This is a genomic window from Plantactinospora mayteni (genome assembly GCF_016862935.1).
In the GTDB taxonomy this organism is placed as follows: Bacteria; Actinomycetota; Actinomycetes; order Mycobacteriales; family Micromonosporaceae; genus Plantactinospora; species Plantactinospora mayteni.
This window is the reverse complement of record NZ_BONX01000010.1, coordinates 154,399-171,627: the sequence shown is the minus strand read 5'-3', so window position 1 is coordinate 171,627 and position 17,229 is coordinate 154,399. Positions and strand designations below refer to the sequence as shown.

Annotated in this window: 16 protein-coding genes and 1 riboswitch; of the genes, 5 read left to right on the top strand and 11 right to left on the bottom strand. The window is 73.0% G+C overall.

Going from position 1 to position 17,229, the window contains the following annotated elements:
* Positions 1-37: 37 nt before the first annotated feature.
* From Pma05_RS10215 to Pma05_RS10190, 6 genes are all read right to left on the bottom strand, one after another.
* Positions 38-1,534 carry a phytoene desaturase family protein gene (locus Pma05_RS10215; protein ID WP_203857085.1) on the bottom strand — a complete coding sequence of 499 codons (1,497 nt, stop codon included), beginning with the start codon at positions 1,532-1,534 and terminating at the stop codon, positions 38-40.
* A 122-nt stretch (positions 1,535-1,656) separates the two neighbouring features.
* Positions 1,657-2,781: a glycosyltransferase family 2 protein gene (locus tag Pma05_RS10210; protein ID WP_203857124.1), complete on the bottom strand. Its 1,125-nt coding sequence runs from the start codon at positions 2,779-2,781 to the stop codon at positions 1,657-1,659.
* Positions 2,782-2,895: 114 nt separating this feature from the next.
* Positions 2,896-3,870: a carotenoid biosynthesis protein gene (locus tag Pma05_RS10205; RefSeq protein ID WP_203857084.1), complete on the bottom strand. Its 975-nt coding sequence runs from the start codon at positions 3,868-3,870 to the stop codon at positions 2,896-2,898.
* A complete protein-coding gene (locus Pma05_RS10200) occupies positions 3,867-4,418 on the bottom strand; it encodes a GNAT family N-acetyltransferase (RefSeq protein ID WP_203857083.1) in 552 nt (183 codons plus the stop codon). Before Pma05_RS10200 ends, Pma05_RS10205 begins: the two co-directional genes overlap by 4 nt.
* The gene (locus Pma05_RS10195; RefSeq protein ID WP_372441446.1) at positions 4,415-5,296 is read right to left on the bottom strand and encodes a monooxygenase; all 882 of its coding nucleotides are present in this window, start codon (positions 5,294-5,296) and stop codon (positions 4,415-4,417) included. The genes Pma05_RS10200 and Pma05_RS10195 overlap by 4 nt, the downstream gene beginning before the upstream one ends.
* Entirely contained in the window at positions 5,293-5,781 is a 489-nt protein-coding gene (locus tag Pma05_RS10190; protein ID WP_203857082.1) for a YbaK/EbsC family protein, read from the bottom strand. Before Pma05_RS10190 ends, Pma05_RS10195 begins: the two co-directional genes overlap by 4 nt.
* A gap of 221 nt (positions 5,782-6,002) precedes the next feature.
* On the opposite strand from Pma05_RS10190, the gene Pma05_RS10185 reads away from it, so the two are divergent.
* Positions 6,003-6,854 (top strand): maleylpyruvate isomerase family mycothiol-dependent enzyme, encoded by an 852-nt coding sequence (locus tag Pma05_RS10185; RefSeq protein ID WP_203857081.1) that lies wholly within the window; start codon positions 6,003-6,005, stop codon positions 6,852-6,854.
* 115 nt (positions 6,855-6,969) lie between these two features.
* Here Pma05_RS10185 and Pma05_RS10180 read toward each other — a convergent pair whose 3' ends face one another.
* The 4 genes from Pma05_RS10180 to Pma05_RS10165 all read right to left on the bottom strand — a co-directional run bounded on the left by Pma05_RS10180 (position 6,970) and on the right by Pma05_RS10165 (position 10,473).
* A complete protein-coding gene (locus tag Pma05_RS10180; protein ID WP_203857080.1) occupies positions 6,970-7,956 on the bottom strand; it encodes an ABC-2 membrane transporter-related protein in 987 nt (328 codons plus the stop codon).
* On the bottom strand, positions 7,953-8,843 hold the full coding sequence (locus tag Pma05_RS10175) for an ABC transporter ATP-binding protein (RefSeq protein WP_203857079.1): 891 nt from the start codon (positions 8,841-8,843) through the stop codon (positions 7,953-7,955). Before Pma05_RS10175 ends, Pma05_RS10180 begins: the two co-directional genes overlap by 4 nt.
* Positions 8,844-8,864: 21 nt before the next feature.
* Positions 8,865-9,272, bottom strand: a complete 408-nt coding sequence (locus Pma05_RS10170) for a GntR family transcriptional regulator (protein WP_203857078.1) — start codon at positions 9,270-9,272, stop codon at positions 8,865-8,867.
* A gap of 226 nt (positions 9,273-9,498) precedes the next feature.
* The gene (locus Pma05_RS10165; protein WP_203857077.1) at positions 9,499-10,473 is read right to left on the bottom strand and encodes an EamA family transporter; all 975 of its coding nucleotides are present in this window, start codon (positions 10,471-10,473) and stop codon (positions 9,499-9,501) included.
* 329 nt (positions 10,474-10,802) lie between these two features.
* Between Pma05_RS10165 and Pma05_RS10160 the strand changes: the two genes are divergently transcribed.
* From Pma05_RS10160 to Pma05_RS10145, 4 genes are all read left to right on the top strand, one after another.
* Positions 10,803-12,449: an RICIN domain-containing protein gene (locus tag Pma05_RS10160; protein WP_203857076.1), complete on the top strand. Its 1,647-nt coding sequence runs from the start codon at positions 10,803-10,805 to the stop codon at positions 12,447-12,449.
* Between the two features lie 475 nt (positions 12,450-12,924).
* A complete protein-coding gene (locus tag Pma05_RS10155; RefSeq protein WP_203857075.1) occupies positions 12,925-13,374 on the top strand; it encodes an SAV_6107 family HEPN domain-containing protein in 450 nt (149 codons plus the stop codon).
* Between the two features lie 148 nt (positions 13,375-13,522).
* Positions 13,523-14,302, top strand: coding sequence for a DnaE2-dependent mutagenesis accessory factor ImuA' (gene imuA' / locus Pma05_RS10150; protein ID WP_239312110.1), 780 nt, complete (start codon positions 13,523-13,525; stop codon positions 14,300-14,302).
* Between the two features lie 155 nt (positions 14,303-14,457).
* Positions 14,458-16,026: an acetolactate synthase large subunit gene (locus Pma05_RS10145; protein ID WP_239312108.1), complete on the top strand. Its 1,569-nt coding sequence runs from the start codon at positions 14,458-14,460 to the stop codon at positions 16,024-16,026.
* A gap of 252 nt (positions 16,027-16,278) precedes the next feature.
* Here Pma05_RS10145 and Pma05_RS10140 read toward each other — a convergent pair whose 3' ends face one another.
* Positions 16,279-17,010 carry a C39 family peptidase gene (locus Pma05_RS10140; RefSeq protein ID WP_239312106.1) on the bottom strand — a complete coding sequence of 244 codons (732 nt, stop codon included), beginning with the start codon at positions 17,008-17,010 and terminating at the stop codon, positions 16,279-16,281.
* Between the two features lie 66 nt (positions 17,011-17,076).
* Positions 17,077-17,219: riboswitch (cyclic di-AMP (ydaO/yuaA leader) on the bottom strand.
* Positions 17,220-17,229 lie beyond the last annotated feature (10 nt).

Below are 17,229 nucleotides of genomic sequence, written 5' to 3'. Positions count from 1 at the left end.
GAACTGGGTGACGGGTGCGAACCGCCCGGGGTGACGGTCAGGCCGGGCCGATCTCGCCCGCGACGATCTGCGCGGAGAGCGCCACCATTGGCAGGCCGCCACCCGGATGGGTGGAGCCACCGACCAGGAACAGGCCCCGGGCCGGGCCCCGGTTGGCGGGTCGCAGCAGCCCGCCGACGCTGCCGTGGATCGCCCCGCCCGGGGCGCCGGCCGTACCGGCCAGGTCGTTCGGGGTACGCAGCTCGCGGAAGACCAGCCGGTCGCGTACGTCCACACCACGGGTGGCGAGCACGTCGAGAACCCGGTCGGCGTAGGCGTCCGCCAGCCCCGGCCGGCGCCAGTCGACCCCGCCCAGCGTCCGCCCCTGCCGGGGCGCGTTGACCAGTACGAACCATGCCTCGTGCCCGGTCGGCCGGACCAGCGGATCGTCGGGCACGCTGACGAACACCGCCGGGTCGGCCACCGGACGGGCCGGTACGCCCCGGCCGGGATCGCCGAAGACCGCGTCGAACTCTGCGTCGTAGTCGTCGGGGAAGAAGACGTTGTGGTGGGCCAGCCCGGAGTCGCCGCGTACCCCGAGCAGCAGGACGAAGCCGGCCAGGCTGCGCTCGGTCAGCCCGGCGAGCCGGTCCGGGGTCGGCAGCAGGTCCCGGTAGAGGGTCAGCGCGTCGGTGTTCGCCACCACCACGTCCGCCGGTACCGGGGCGACGGCACCGGCCAGCCGTATCCCGTGTACCCGGCCACCGGCCGCCTCGATGCCGGTGACGGTGCTGCCGGTGGCCACCACCACACCCAGGTCGAGGCAGCGGGAGAGCAGCGCGTCGGCGAGGGTGCCGAGCCCGCCGCGCGGATACCACCCGCCGAAGGTCAGCTCGGCGTACGGGATGGCGGCGAGCGCGGCCGGCGCCCGGCGTGGATCGGCGCCCGCATAGCTGGCGTACCGGTCCAGCAGCATCCGGAGCCGGGGTTCGCGCAGGTGGCGCCGACCCAGGTCGCGGAGCGTCCGGCCGGGGGCGATCGCGGCCAGGTCCCCGAGTCGCCAGGAGAGCTTCGCCAGGTCCCGAGGTGAGTCGACGGGTCGGCGTAGCACGTCCCGCCAGGCGGCCGTCCAGACCCGCTCGGCGCGGCGCCACAGCCGTCGCCAGTCGTCGGCGGCCTCCGTGCCGAACCGCTCGGCGATCCGGGCCGCGAAGACCTCGGGATCGGCACACGAGTCGAGCACCGTGGTCGAGGAGGTGGTCGACGGTGCGAAGACGTGCCGGACGATCGGGTCCAGCGGCACCAGGTCGACGTACTCGTCCAGTTTGGCGCCGGTCGCCTCGAACAGGTCGGCGAAGACCTGCGGCAGGGTGAGCAGGCTCGGACCGGTGTCGAACCGGAACGTCCCGACCGGCGTCTCCCGGACGTACCGGCCGAGTTTGCCACCGACCACATCGGACCGCTCGTAGACGGCGACCTCGTGGCCGAGCGCCGCTAATCGGGCCGCGGCGGCCAAACCGCCCACGCCCGCACCGATCACGACCACCCGACTCACGTCCACGCCCCCTTGTTGTGGTCGACCCGGCACGGTCGACCGCCGTCGCCGTACCGGTGGCCGGAGCGGCGCGCGGGTGCGTACCCGTCGCCGGCTCGGCGCCCGACCGTCCCCTCCACGGATCAGCGCACCGGTCGGCCCCGCCAGGTGAGCCGCCCCCGCCTTCGCAGATGGTACGACCGGATGGTGAGCCAACCGAGGACCGCGACCGACAACGGATGTGTCAATGCGTCCGGCCAGCCCCGGCCGCCGGTCGCCCCGGCGCTGACCAGGCGTCCGAGCACCCCGAGCAGATAGCCGAGCAGCGCCACCCCGGCAACCGTCGGCGCGCCGGCCAGTGCCGCGCCGACGGCGAGCAGCGGCGGCAGGGCGTACAGCAGGAGCAGCAGGAGCACGACGGCGGTGGCGCCGGCCGGCGGGCCGAACGCGGCCCAGAGCGACTTGGTGTAGCCGTCCCGCAGCTCCGGCCAGGAGGCGTACATCCGGCATTCGGCCAGCCGGGAGCCGTCGGCGAGCGCGATCCGCCCGCCGGACCGCTTCACCGCCCGGGCCAGTTCGACGTCCTCCAGGATCCGGTCCCGGACCGCCGCGTGCCCGCCGACCCGCCGGTAGCCGGCCCGGTCCAGCACCAGGAACTGGCCGCCGGCGGCGGCCAGGCTCGGCCGGGGCGAGCGTTCCAGCGCCGCCAGCGGCAGGAAGGTCAGCCAGAGCCACTGCAACAGCGGCTGGACCAGTCGCTCGGCGGGGGAGCCGGCGACGATCCGGGGGTACGGGGAGAGCAGCACCGCCGAGGCCGACCGGAGCGTCCGCACGGCCGCGGCGACCGCGTACGGGCCGAGCGTCACGTCGGCGTCCACGAAGACCAGTACCCGCGCCTGCGGCCCGGCCCGGTCGGCGAGCTGCTGGCAGGCGTACGGCTTGCCGAGCCAGCCGGGTGGCAGCGGCGCACCGCCGAGCAGCCGTACCCGGGGATCTCCGGCCGCGACCGCCCGGACCAGCTCGGCGGTGCCGTCGGTCGAACCGTCGTCGAGCACCACGATCTCCAACTCGGGTACGCCCCGCTGGGCGAGCAGCGCCCGCAGGCACGGCCCGACCCGGGTCGCCTCGTCGCGGAGCGGAAGCAGCACCGCGACCGGCTCGTCGGTGCTGGCGGCGCCGGGCGGGGGCCGCCGCAGCCAGCGGGTGGCGTTGAGCCAGGCGTGCCCGGTCAGCAGTCCGACCACGGCGGTCAGTGCCCAGCTCAGCAGCGTGCCGTTCACGTCAGCGCTTCGACGGCGGCGGCCAGCGCCCGGCTCAGCGGCGTGCCGGTCACCTCGGCGGTCCGACGTCGGCGGTCGGTGTCCGGCCGGGCGGGATGCTGGTCATGCCGGTGTGGCGGCACGGGTGCGGGGCCGCGGTCGGTGCCGGGCCAGCCGCAGCGCGAGCGGGCCGGCGACGACCGCCATCGCCAGCCCGCCCCAACCGGCCGACGCGGGCAGGCCGAGGAAGACCGCGTGCGCGAGGACGCTGCCGGCGTAGGTCCAGAGGTAGAGGGCGTAGATCGGGGCGTCCCGGTCGGCGGCGAGGGCGGCGGCCCGGCCGGCGACCGGCCCGAGCAGGGTCATCAGGAGTACGGCGAAGACCAGCCAGCCGAGGTAGTTGCTGACCGGCACGTCCGGCACCCCCGGCAGGGCCGGATCAGGGTCCCGCCAGCTCCAGTAGCCCTCGGCGACCATCTGCGGGTCGAGGAACAGGTCCCAGCCGGCCAGCCCCAGCGCGGCCAGGGCGACCCGTGCCGGCCCGGGTCGGGTCAGCCGGACGGCGGCGAGCCAGGCCGGCCAGGCCATCCAGGTCCAGGCCAGCGGGATCACCAGCGGTACCCCGGCCAGTTTCGGGCCCAGCTCGCCGGAGTAGGCGTACCCGCCGAACGGCAGGCCGGTGGCGACGCCGAGCGCCTCGACCGCCAGCCCGCCGCCGGTGGTGACCAGTACCAGCCCGACGGCCACCCGCAGACCCCGGGTGAGCAGGGCGTGGCTCACCGACAGCAGCCAGCCGAGGCAGACCGTGGCGACGGTCAGCCGGGCCCGCTCGGTGCCCCCGGTCAGCGGATAGCCGATCTGCGCCAGCACCAGTACGCCGAACAGCAGCCAGCTCAGCCGCCCGGCGACGGCCGTACCTCCAGTGGCCGTACCTCCAGTGGCCGTACCTGCGCTGGCCGTCCCTGCGGCGGCCGTCCCTGCGGCGGCCGTCTGTCCGGCGGTCGTCGTCCTTGCGGTCGTCGTCTCTCCGGCGGTCGCCCCTGCGGCGCTGACCTCTTCGGCGATGACCCCCGCTGCGCTGACCCCTGCGGCGGTCATCGCTCCGGTGGGGGCAGTGGCAGGTCCCGGCCGAGTACCGCGAAGGCCCGCTCGTCGCCGGGGAAGCGGAAGTCCCGCAGCACGTCCACGAAGCCGAACCGCCGGTAGAGCCGCCAGGCCCGGGAGGTCCGCTCGTCCGCCTCTGGGGTGGAGAGCAGCGTGCTGCTGCCCTCGGCCATGCCGAGCAGGGCGCGGAGTTGGCGGGCGCCGAGCTGATGCCCCTGGGCGGCGGGGCGGACGTGCAGCTCGACCACCTCGAAGCAGTCCGCGAACCAGGTCTTGCGGGCGTCGCCGGAGAGCGCGTTGTAGACCTGGTCGTGCCACCACTGCCCGGGCGCGGAGAGATATCCGTAGCCGAAGCCGACCAGGTGACCGTTGGAGCTGAGGGTGGCGACCGCGCGGAACCCCGGCCGGCGTACGTGGGTCGCGATGTAGCCGCGGCGGGCCTCCAGCAACTCGGCCCGGTATCCCATCGCCTCGCCGTAGACCGACACCACGTCGTTGAGCCGCCGGGCGAGGTCGTCCGGTTTCCACGGCACCAGCCTCATGGTCGTCCGCTCCTCACTACCTGGCCGGTGTCGGGTTCCGGGGCACCGCCGGACCCGACCCAGCCGAGCACCGCCGGGTCACCGGCGAGATTCCGTACCTCGAACCGCGCGAACAGCTCCTCGGCGTACCAGCGTTGACTGGGTGTGCGGGTGATGGCCACGCGGTGCTCGGGGGAACGGTACGCGAACTGACGCAGGTACGTCGCGTTCCGCCACACGCTGACCGTGCCCTGCCAGCCGAGCGGCGCCTCGCCGATGCCGAACCGGGCCAGCAGGCCGGGGGCGTGCCGCAGCGCGGCGGCGACGGGCGGGACGGCCCGCCAGAAGGTGCCGGCGCGCAGCGGCCGGAGTCGGGCCCGGGTCAGCGCCAACACCGGCCGGTCCGCCGCCGCGCCCGCCAGTGCGCCCGCCGATGCGCCATCCGGCCCGGACCGGGGCACGCCGTCGAACGGCTCGACTCCGGACCGGGGCACGCCGTCGAACGGCTCGACTCCGGACCATCGGCCCCGGCTGGCCAGGGGGCGCAGGTCGAGCCGGGCGCCGGTCAGGGCGACACGTCGCCAGGCGCGCCCCACCGGGGTCTCGTCGAATCCAGCGGCCCGCTCCGGATCGGCCCAGACGACCAGCGCGGCCCAGCGGGTCAGGTCGGCGTCGGTGGGCCCGAACCCGGTGCCCGTCCCGGTGCCGAGCAGCTTGCCGAAGCGTACGCCGGGAACCGCCCGTAGCCGGCGCCGGTCGACGGCCATCCGGGTCAACGCCCGGGGCAGGGCGCGCGGCGGCACCCGCCAGACGTGCAGGGTGACCAGCCGTACCGGGGTCGGGGCGCCGGGCGGCCCGACCCCGCCGCGCCCGGTCGTGTCGCGGTCGGGCCCGCTCACGCCACCTCGGCGGGGCTGCCGGCGGTGATCCGCAGCAGTTCGGCGAAGGTGGTCGGGAAGACGGCCCGGGGCACGCCGCCGGCCGCCCAGATCTCCGGGTGGTCGGCGAGCGCGGTGTCGACCAGGGTACGGACCGGCTTCGGGTGCCCCAGCGGGGCGACTCCGCCGATCGGCTGGCCGGTGTGCTCCCGGACGAACTCCGGGGTGGCCCGGCGCAGCGCGGGCAACCCGAGGTCGGCGGCGACCCGGGCGGTGTCCACCCGGTGCGCCCCCGAGGTGAGCACCAGCAGGGGTTCGCCGCCCGCGTCGAAGATCAGCGAGTTGGCGATCTGGCCCACCTCGACTCCGAGGGCCGCCGCCGCCGCGGCGGCGGTGTGCACCGCGTCGGGCAGGATCCGGACCCGGCTGGACGCGCCCGAGCCGTCGCGTCCGCCCGCGTTGTCCAGCGCGTCCTGCACCGCCTGCACGTTCGGATGTGGCTGCATGAGCTCCATCTTGCCTGACCGGGGCGGGGCCGGCGGACGACCGAGGTACGCCCGTTGCCGGCCATCGACGGCAACCCGGCGCGGTGGCCGTCGGAGCGGGCCGACCGCATCGACGACCATCCCGTTGGCCGCCACGAGTGGAACACGATCGCGCATCTCGAGGAGTATGGGGGACACCCCGAGGCCCGTCCCCGCACGGCGACGAACACCGAGAGGAACCGATGACCGACACCACCTGGCTGGGACCCGCGATCGACGTCCGGCCCGTACTCGCCGAGCAGCAGGCAGCGTTCCTCGACCTGCTGCGCGAACTGGACCCCGTCGAGTGGACCCTGCCGACGGTCTGCCCGGGATGGAACGTCAAAGATGTCGCCGCGCACGTGCTCGGCGACTTCGTCGGCCGCCTGTCCATCCACCGCGACGGCTTCCATGTGCTGCATCCAGGAGACGGCGAGCCGTTCCCCCACTTCCTCGACCGCATCAACGACGAATGGGTCACCGCCGCCCGCCGCCTCAGCCCACCGATGCTCATCGAACTGCTCTCGACCTTCGGCGACGAGATCGTGCGGTTCTGGCAGACCATCGACCTGGACACCCTCGGCGGGTCAGTACGCTGGGCCGGCCCCGAAGCGGCTCCCTACTGGCTGGACGTCGCCCGGGAATACACCGAGTACTGGACCCACCAGCAGCAGATCTGTGACGCCCTCAGCCGGCCCGGACTCACCGACGAGCACTATCTCGGCCCTGTCGTCGACACGTTCCTGCGCGCACTGCCCCACACGCTGCGGGAGACGAACGCCGCGGATGACAGCAGTCTTCAGGTGGTCGTGACCGGGCCGGGCGGCGGGACCTGGACCTGCGTGCGGGGATCGGACCGGTGGAGGCTGCAACGCCGACCGCATTCGCGGCCCACCGCGACGCTCGCACTGGACGCCGACACCACCTGGCGACTCTGCACCCGCGGCATCACCCCCGAGCAGGCGGCCGAGCACGCCCGCATCGACGGCGACGAGCGCCTTGCCACGGCAGCCCTCCAGATCGTATCGATCATCTGGTCCCCACCGGCCCCATAGGGGCTGACCGTGAGCATGACGGGACCGCTCCAACCCACAGCGCCCGGAGCGTCCCGGCGGGTACGCCGTTGACCGCCGGCCGGACGCTCCGACGGTCAACGGCGGACGGGAGCGGTCAGGCGATCCGGCGGATCCGCCGGACGGCGAGGTAGACCAGGAGTACGGCGAGCGCGACGAAGATCCCCGTCTCGATGCCCTGGAACAGCCAGAACCGGTCGGCCGGCTGATAGAGCTGCCAGTTGTACGCCCCGGGCTCGACACCCAGCCCCGTGCCGCAGCCGGCGGCGCCCGGCCCGGTGGCGTTCGGTGGGCACTCGATCGACCCGCCGCGCACCACCAGCTCGCCGGAGGCGTTCCGTACCCCGCTGGCGAGCACCCAGTCGCTGGCCGTCTCGCGTGGCGCGACGGCGGTGCCCTGGATGGGGAAGGTGAGCGTCTCGGCGGGCAGGTAGCGCGGTCTGGCCAGGGTGGCCAGTACGACGCGCAGCCCGAGGAAGCCGACCAGGGTGCCGGCCATCGCCGGAAGTACCCGGGGCCAGACGGTGCCGACGAGGATGCCCAGCGCGACCGCGAACAGCGTGTAGCCGACCGGCACCGCTCCCTGCATGTCGAAGAAGAGCGGATCGAACCGGTTCCGCTGGCCGGCCGAGTTCAGCGGCCCGAGCCACCAGCCGATGCCGAGCCCGTAGCCGACCGCGATGACCAGCGTGGCGGCGCCGACCAGGCCGAACTTGGCCAGTGCCCACTGCCGCCGGCTGACGCCCTGGGTCCAGACCAGCCGGTGGGTGCCGTGCTCGACCTCGCGGGCGACCAGCGGGGCACCCCAGAAGAGGCCGACCAGCAGGGGCAGCACCAGGAACAGGATGCCGACCAGCAGGAAGCCCTGGTATTCGTCGTTGAACTGCTGGAACGCCGTGAGGCAGGTCTCGTTGTTGGCCGGGCCGGCCTTGCCGAGGGTACGGACACAGTCCGGCAGGCCGAGGTCGGCGAAGGCGCCCCGCATGGTCAGGCCGGTCGGCACCACCAGTGCGGCGAGGGCGGCGAGCGCGGCCAGCGCGAACAGGGCCTGCTTGCGGTGCTGCCGCCAGACGAGCCAGATCATGCCGGTACTCCCCACGCCTCGTTGCTGGTCGGCCGGTCCCCGTCGGCGAGGTAGCCGAGGATGACGTCCTCCAGGGTCACCTCGTGGGCCGCCCAGGAGGTATCGCCGATCGGCCCGTCGGTGCGGACCAGCAGCGTGGACTGCCGATCGGTGTGGCTGGCCCGGACCACCGACGCGACACCGGGGATCGGGTCGTCGCCGTGCCGGGGACCGACCAGTTGCCGGTGCTCGGCAACCAGGTCCTCGACCGGGCCGACGAGCCTGACCCGGGCGCCGTGCAGCACGATCAGGTAGTCGCAGACCCGTTCGAGGTCGGCCAGCAGGTGCGAGGAGAGCAGCACGGTGGTGCCGGACTCGGCGACGCTGCCCATCAGGGCCTGGAGGAACTCGCGTCGGGCGAGCGGGTCGAGGCTGGCGACCGGCTCGTCGAGCAGCAGCAGCCGGGGCCGTTTCGCCAGGGCCAGCGCGAGCGCGACCTGGGCGCGCTGGCCACCGGAGAGTTTGCCGACCGGCTTGTCCGGTGGGATGCCGAGCTGGGCCAGCCGGGTCCGGGCGAGCGTGCCGTCCCAGCGACGGTTCAGTTTGCCGCCCATCGTGACCAGTTCACCGGCCGTGAAGTCCCGGTACAGCGGGGTGTCCTGGGCGACGAACCCGATCTCGGCCAGCGCCGCCGTGTTGTCGTACGGCGTCTCGCCGAAGACGCGTACCGTTCCGGCGTCGGGCCGGAGCAGCCCGACCGCCATGTGCAGCAGGGTGCTCTTGCCCGCACCGTTCGGGCCGACCAGCGCGGCGATCCGTCCGGCCGGCAGGTGCAGCGAGCAGTCTCGCAGCGCCCAGGTGTTGCCGTATCGCTTGCCGAGCTGGTCGGTCTCCAGCGCTGTCTCCATCTGCGGTGTCCTCTCGTCGCGTCAGGCGGGTAGGTGTGCTGCCGGATCGACCGGGAGGGTGGCCCGGATGGTCGTCTCCACCAGCGCGGTCACGTCCTCGGTGGTCAGACCGGCGGCCTGGGCCCGGTGCAGCCAGGCCACCAGGTCGGCCCGGAGTTCGGCCTGGTTGGGCAGGGACGCCCCGGCGAGCGTGCGGGTGACGAAGGTGCCGACCCCGGGACGGCCCTCCGCCAGCCCTTCGATCACCAGCTCGCGGTACGCCTTCAACACCGTGTTCGGGTTGATCGCCAGCGCCTGCGCGACGTCACGGACCTTCGGCAACTGGTCGCCGGGGCTCAGCAGGCCCACCCGAAGGGCCTGCTTGACCTGCTGCACCAGTTGCACGTAGGTGTTCACCTTCGACCGGCCGTCCAGTACGAACTCGATCACCCGGAACGATCCCTTCTTATTGTCCTACGACAGTAGGACTATAGGACAGACAGCATCCTGTCCGGACGGAGAGCTGTCAAGCCCCGCTCCGGAACCGCCGGGACAGCTCAGTGGCCAGGGCCGGATCCGCGTCAGTGGCCGAGCGCCCACCGCGAAGGCCCCGCCGGTTCCCGAGCGGGTGGCTACCGACCGGTCCCGCCGGGAGGTCGGCGGGGTGCCACGACCGTCAGCGGGGCGCCGCGAGCACGTCGGGCGCGGGGAGGGGCGGGGTGTCGGCTCCCGGTGGCTCGGTGATCCGGGCCGTCTCGGCGAGGGCGACGCCCGCCAGTACCAGCAGGCCGCCGCTGAGCTGGGCGGCGTTGAGCGCCTCGCCGGCACCGAGCGCGATCCAGGCGACGGTGGCGGCGATCACCGGTTCGACCATGCCGAGGATGCCGACGCTGGTCGCCGGCAGGTGCCGCAACGCGCCGGCCACCAGCAGGAAGGGCAGGATCGAGCCGAGCAGGACGACGTACCCGCAGAGCAGCGCGACCGGCACGCCACCGCTGGTGTCGCCCAGCGGCGCCCAGCCGCCGGTGCCGTCGGTGACCGCCCGGGTGAGCAGCCCGGCCACGGCCGAGGCGCCGAACGCCCAGGTGGTCAGGGAGAGCGTGTCGTGCTCCCGTACGCCCCGGGCGCCGAGCAGGTAGTAGCCGGCCAGCAGTACGGCGGCACCGAGGCCGGCGAGTACCCCTAGCCCGTCCAGTTTGAGTTCTCCCCAGACCTCGGCCACGCAGGCCAGGCCGGCGAGGCTGAAGGCCAGCCCGACCCAGAGCCGTGGGCGTACCCGCTGGTGTTGCCCGAACCGGGCCCAGAGCGCGACCAGCACCGGAGCGGTGTACTCGAACAGCAGCGCGATGCCGACCGGCATCCGGGAGATGGCGACGAAGTAGAGCATCGGGGTCAGGAAGAACCCGGCCAGGCCGTAGACGACCAGCAGTGGCAGTTGACCGGGGGTGATCCGGAGTCGGCGGGCGCCGGGCCGGAGCAGCAGGCTCAGCGCGAGCAGCCCGGCGAACGCGCCGGCGGCCCGGATCAGGGTGAGCTGCGCCGCCTCGATGCCGGCCCGGAGCACGAGCTTGGAGACGGTGCCGTTGACGGCGAACAGCACGCCCGCCGAGAGCACCATCACTACGCCGAGGGCGGGTCTGCGAGTCGTCACCGGGAGAGGGTAGCCGGCTACCGGTCAGGAGCCGAATAGCTTTTGGTCATTACCACGCCGGTCACCCTCCGGTCGAGCCGCGGCAGAGGCCGACCCGGGGCCTTATTCATCGATGGCGTTGACTTGATTGAAACGATTCGATACGTTGCCGACATTGGGAAAGCCCTTTCCGATCCGGCCTGTCCTGCCGGCGCGTCGCCTCGGCGTACCGGCTCCGGTGGTTGTCCTGGCGAGCACTCGTTCGCGCGGAGCGAATCATGTCCGCCCGGCACCGGAGCGTCGCCCGGCACCGGGCCTTCCCGGCACCGTTCCCCAGCTCAGGAGGACCAATGACGCTCACCACCACCAACCGGAGACCACCCGACCGCCGGTCACGACGACGCGGCTGGCGAGCCGGCCTGGTACTGGCGCTTACGACCGCGCTGGTCGGCGCCGGTACCGCGGTCGGGCTGCCGCCCGCGGCGGCGGCCACCATCGACACCGGCGCCTACTACATGCTCGTCTCCCGGCACAGCGGCAAGGCGCTCGACCTCTACAACTTCGCCACCAACGACGGCGCGCCGATCGTGCAGTGGGCCCGCAACGACGGCAACCAGCAGCAGTGGCAGTTCGTCGACGCGGGCAGTGGCTACTACAAGATCAGGTCGCGGCACAGCGGCAAGTTCCTGGAGATGCCGAACGCCTCCGACGGTACCCAGTTGATCCAGAATCCCGACAACGGCAGCACCCGCCAGCACTTCGGGGTCGCCGACTCCGACGGCGGGCACGTACGCCTGATCAGCCGGCACAGCGGCAAGGCGCTGGACGTCTGGGAGTGGTCCACCGCCGACGGCGGGATCATCGCCCAGTTCGAGGACCTGGGCGGCTACAACCAGCAGTGGCAGATGATCCGGGCCGGATCCGGCGGTGGCGACAGCGCCGACTGTGGCAGCGGCTCGTACAACGCCGAGGCGGTGCTCAGCGGCAGCACCTGGACCGCCCGCAACGGCGGCAGCACGGTCTACACCGGCAGCGACATGCGGTCCGCGATGCAGGCCGCGGTGAACAGCCTGTCGGCGGGGCGTACCTCGAAGCAGCGGGTGGTGGTCCGGGGCTCGGGCTCGGTGAGCGCCAACTCCCGGCTGTCGCTGCCGAGCTACACGATCCTGGACGTCTGCGGCACGATCAACGTGACCGGCTCCGGCTCCGGAGACCAGGCCCCGGTGTACGCCCGGGGCGCCACCGACGTCGAGGTGCAGCACCTCAACCTGACCGGTTCGCCGCTCTACGGCATCTTCATGCGCAACGTGAACAACCTGACGCTGGGCCAGATCGACATGCGGCTCTCCAGCGGCCTCGGGGTGCGGATCGACAACCACGGCGGCGACCGGGCGATCAAGGTCCGCAACATCCGGATCGACAACGTGTACGTGCAGGGCACCAGCAGTCAGGGCGTCGAGACGTACGGGGTGGACGGGCTGACCGTCGGCGCCGTCACCGCGCGCAGCGTCGGCGAGTCCGGACTGCTGCTCAACGACACCATCAACGCCACCATCGGTACGGTCGACGCGGACAACGCCGGCGCCGGCACCGGGTACGCGGCGTTCCGGATGGCCAACCGCAACGGCCGGGTGGGCAGCAGCTACCCGACGAACATCCGGGTCGGCAACGTCATCGCCCGGGGCGGTGGGCGCGGCATCTTCTGCGTCTCGGAGAGCGGCGGCGCGGTGATCGACCGGGTGACCATCTCGAACACCGGCAACAACTCGATCCTGATCGAGAACTGCTACAACGTCACCATCGCCGGGCAGTCCGGGACGGTGACCGGGGGTGGCGAGGTGCGGATCGCGGCGCGTACCGAGTTTCCGATCTCGTCGGGCATCACCCTCCAGAACCTGACGGTGACCAACACCAACATCCGGCAGAGCCCCTGCGGCGGCGCCAACAACGTGATCCGGAACGTCACCCGGAACAACTCCACGCTGACCTGGTGCTGACCCGTACTCGACAACCGCGTCGACGGATCGCGTTCGCTTGCGTTTTTGTCGGTGCCGGGGTGTACTCTCTCCAGTAGTTAGAACGAGTGTTCGATTGGGCGGGGCTCGATGTGAGTCGGCCCGCCGGCCGGATGCTCGGGCTGATGCCGGGGGTGGCGTTCGCGGCGTAACCCCCGAGTGCGGTTTCGCGGACCGCACGGGATCCGGATCCGCGAGTCCGGACCCACCAGGCAGGATCGTCGTCCGCCGCCCACGACCCCCGGGCGGCGGACGACGAACCCGCCGGTTCGGCCGGCCGGGTGTGGTGTGGGGAAGCGTCCACATCCGGCCGGCCACAGACCGGTGCGTCTTCCTCCGCAGCCGGCCAGTTCGACGTGGTGCGTCGCCCTCGGCCGCCGCGCTGGCCCTGACCAGTGTGGTGTTCCGGCCGACAACGGCGACGCGGTGAATGGGTTGACGCGGAGGAGACAGTCCCATGCCGACCAGCCAGGCTCAGGCGCCGACGGTGCCGTCGCACGTGCTGCCGCACCGCACCCCGGCCCAACTACTGACGATCGCCCGGATGGGGCTGGCGGAGGCCGCCGAGACCCGCCCCGACGGCCTGCGGTACGCCGCCGCACACCTGGCCGCGCTGCGGGCCGCCGCGGCGATGCTCGCCGCCCGGGCCCGTCCCGCACCCACCCGCCGAAACCGGGTCACCAGTGTCTGGGCGCTGCTGGTGGTCGTCGCCCCGGAGTTGGGGGAGTGGGCCACCTACTTCGCCACCGGCGCCACCAAGCGGGCCGCCGCCGAGGCGGGCATCCCCCGGGTGGTGAGCGCCCGGGAGGCCGACGACCTGCTCCGCGCGGCCGAACAGTTCGTCGCGGTGATCGAGGTGGCGCTCGGGGTGGCGCACCAGCCCGTCCTCGACGGGATCGCCGCCTGACCGCTGTCGCACGGATCGACAGGGCAGACGACGTAACAGCAGCTCAGGGCGCCCGGCTCCCGGAGGTCGGAGGGCCGGTCCGGCCGAGGTCGCGCACGATGGACAGGTCGCAGGCGGCAAGGGAAACACGCGGGGAGCAGGGGTCGAGATGGCGGGGCGGATGGTCGTCGGTTCCACCGCCCTGGCGGAGCTGGTACGCCCGGCGAGCGGCTCCGACCCGACCGGCGCACACCAACTGCTGCCGGTACTCCCAGAGCTGGCCGGGCTGCTGCCCAACCGGGGACTGCGGCGGGGCAGCACCGTCGCGGTCGGTCTCGGGCATCCGGCCCGGAGCGGCAGCACCTCGCTGATGCTGGCGCTGCTCGCCGAGGCGTCCCGGGCCGGCTCGTGGTGTGCCGTGGTCGGAGTGCCGACCCTCGGTGCGGCAGCCGCCGCCGACCTCGGCATCGAGCTGGGCAGGCTCGCCCTCGTCCCCCACCCCGGCCCGGAGTGGGCGACCGTGGTCGCCGCGCTGATCGACGGGGTCGACGTCGTGGTCGCGGCGGTGCCCGGCACGGTCTCCGCCTCGGTGGTCGGCCGACTGGCCGCCCGGGCCCGGCAGCGCGGCAGCGTGCTCGTCCCGTACGGCCGCTGGGCCGGTGCCGACGTGACGCTCCAGGTGATCCGGGGTGCCTGGGAGGGGCTGGGGCAGGGCCGGGGCAGGTTGCGCCGCCGGGAGGTGACGATCTCCGCCCGGGGCCGTGGCGCGGCGGCCCGCCCCAAGGAGATCCGGGTCTGGCTGCCCGGCGACGGGTCGAGCCGGACGGGCAGGGTGTCGTCCGCCGGAGTGGTCCCGCCGTCGGGCGGCCCGGCTGTCGCGGCACCACCGGGCGTGGGGCGGACCGGATCGCGCCGGGCCGCACTCACCGTCGTCGGGACGAGCGACTAACGACGGTCCGGGCCGGTGGTGGGTCACGAGGTGAGCCGTGGATCCTCCGGATGTCCGGAAACGACCCTATGCGGGCGGTTAGCCTGCTGCTAGGAGTCTTCCGCCACCGCCGGGCTGCCGCCAGGGCGGCGGCGGGGTCGGAGGGGGTGGCGGTGGTGAACGGGGCGGAGTCGCTGCTGCGTACCCTCGCCGATGCCGGGGTCGAGGTCTGTTTCAGCAACCCGGGTACGACCGAACTGCACCTGGTCGGTGCACTGGACAAGGTGCCCCGGATGCGTGCCGTACTCGGTCTGTTCGAGGGCGTGGCCACCGGTGCGGCGGACGGGTACGCGCGGATCGCGGGCAAGCCCGCCGCGACGCTGCTGCATCTCGGGCCGGGCCTCGGCCACGGCCTGTCGAACCTGCACAACGCCCGTCGGGCCAACACGCCGATCGTGAACATCGTCGGCGACCACCCGACCTACCACAAGCCGTACGACCCGCCCCTGGAGTCGGACATCGAGACCGTGGCCCGTTCGCTGCGGGGACCGGTCCGCCGACCGGCGAACGTCGCCGCGGTACGCCAGGACGCGGTGTCGGCGCTCGCGGAAGCGCTCGAACCACCGGGCCAGATCGCCACCCTGATCATGCCGGCGGACGTGTCCTGGTCCGACGGTGTCGCCGCCGACGGCGACGGGAACCGACCGGCGACGCCGATCCGACCCGTACCGCCGGTCGCCCCGAGGCTGATCGAGCAGGTCGCCGGGGTGCTGTGCAGCGGAGAACCGTCGGCGCTGGTCATCGGCGGTCCGCTGGGCCGGGAGGCCGGACTGTGCGCGGCGAGCCGGATCGCCGCCGGGACCGGTACCCGGGTCCTGTTGGAGACCTATTCCAGTCGGCTGGAACACGGGGCGGGACTGCCGTCGTTCCCCCGGCTCGGCTTCTATCCCGACCAGGTCCTGCGGCAACTCGACGGGGTACGACACGTGATCGTCGCCGGCACCTCCGTACCGGTGGCCTTCTTCGCCTACCCCGACAAGCCGAGCCGCCTCGTACCGGACGGCGCGCAGACGCACGTCCTCGCCGAGGTCGGCCAGGACGCGGTCGCCGCACTGACCGCGCTGGCCGACCTGGTCGCTCCCGACCGTGAACCGGTGGTGACCGCGGCGGGCCGTCCGGCGATGCCGTCCGGGCCGCTCACCGTCGACACCTGGCCGGCGGTGATCGGGGCACTGCTGCCCGAACGCGCGATCGTGGTGGACGAGACGATCAGCTCCGGCATCGGATTGTCGGCGGCGACCGCCGGCGCACCCCGGCACGACGTCCTGGCGATGTGCGGCGGTGCGATGGGCGAGGGCCTGCCGCTGGCCGTCGGCGCCGCCGTCGCCGCCCCGGATCGGCCGGTGATCGCGCTCGAAGCCGACGGCTGCGCCATCTACACCCTGTCCGCGCTGTGGACCCAGGCCCGGGAGAACCTGGACATCACCAACGTGATCCTGAACAACCGCTCCTACGCGATCCTGCGAGAGGAGTGGCAGCACCTCGGAGCGGGGGCGTCGGACCCGCACACCAACCGGCTGCTGGACCTCACCGGCCCCGACATCGACTTCGTCGGGCTCGCCCGCGCGTTCGGCGTGCCCGGGAGCCGGGCCAGCACCGCCGAGGAACTGGCCGAGCAGTTCGCCCGAGCCGTCGCCGAGCCCGGCCCGCACCTGATCGAGGCGGTCATCCCGCCCGTGGCCTGACCTGGGCGACCATCCCGCCGATGGCCCGATCGGGCCGACCATCCCGCCCGTGGCCCGACCATGCCGCCCGCTACCGAGGACACGGCAGCCACCTGCGGGTTCGGCTGACCCCCGACTGCGACGAGCACAGCCTGCGGGGTGGCTGATCACGCGGGATTGCCGGTGGGCGGGTCCAGTTGACCCGGCCCACCGGCACCACTACCTGGCCTGTGCTGTTGTCCGTGCTGATGGCGAAGCCGGGGATTGGTGCTGTCAGGCGGAGTAGCCGCGTGTCCCGATCCAGTTCGCCATGTTGATCGTGCTCATCCAGTAGCTGGCGGGGCCGAACATCCCGGAGGAGTCCGACACCTTCACCATGCGGCCGTCATCGCTGTAGCCGACGAGCGCGATGTAGTGGCCGCCCGGGAAGTCGTGCCACGTCCCGTCGGCGTCGGTCTCGCCGCCGACGATGTTCGCCACGACGGAGTAGCCGCTGCTGATGGCCCGCACCACGTCGGCCTGGAGCCGGTCCATCTGTGCGGGTGTGGCGTCCTCGCCAGGGATCACGCTGGTGCGGTACCGGTCGCTGCCGACCACATCGTTCAGGACGCGGGTCGTGTCCTCGGCGGAGTCGGTTCCGTTGACCGTGGTCCGCAGACCTCGGGCGAGTTCGTCCTGGCTCACATCGATCCCGCGGGCGCTCAGGGCGTTGCGTACGGCGGCGGGCCCGCAGTAGTAGAAGTTGGGCTGGTATTCGAACGAGACGTCGAGCGTTTTCTCCGCGGGAGCTTTCGGCTCGGCCGGCTGCGGCTTCTCACTGGTCGCCTGCGGGCCGGAACTGGGGCTGGCGGACGTGTCGGTGTCTGGGTTGGGGGCGGCAGCGGGCGGAATGAGTGAAGCGGCCGTGGTGCTGCCGGTGTCCGCTGGAGTGGACGGCTGGTTGAGCAGCGCCCCAGCCGTCGCGGCCGATGCGGCCGTCACGACGGCGGCGGACAGTAGAGCCACCTTCTGCACCCGGCGACGTGCGCCAGGTCGGAACAGATTGCGGAATGGTTCTTCGGGCACCGTGTTGTCTCCTTCCCGTGCCGCCTACCGGGTTAGCTGACGGGTTCGGGCGGGGAAGATCTGCCCTACCTGGCTGCTAGGCCGTCGGATTCACCCCGAGGTGCGATGGGTCCCCGGCTCGCCTGTTGGCGATTAGGCGGGCCCGACTCGACATCATTG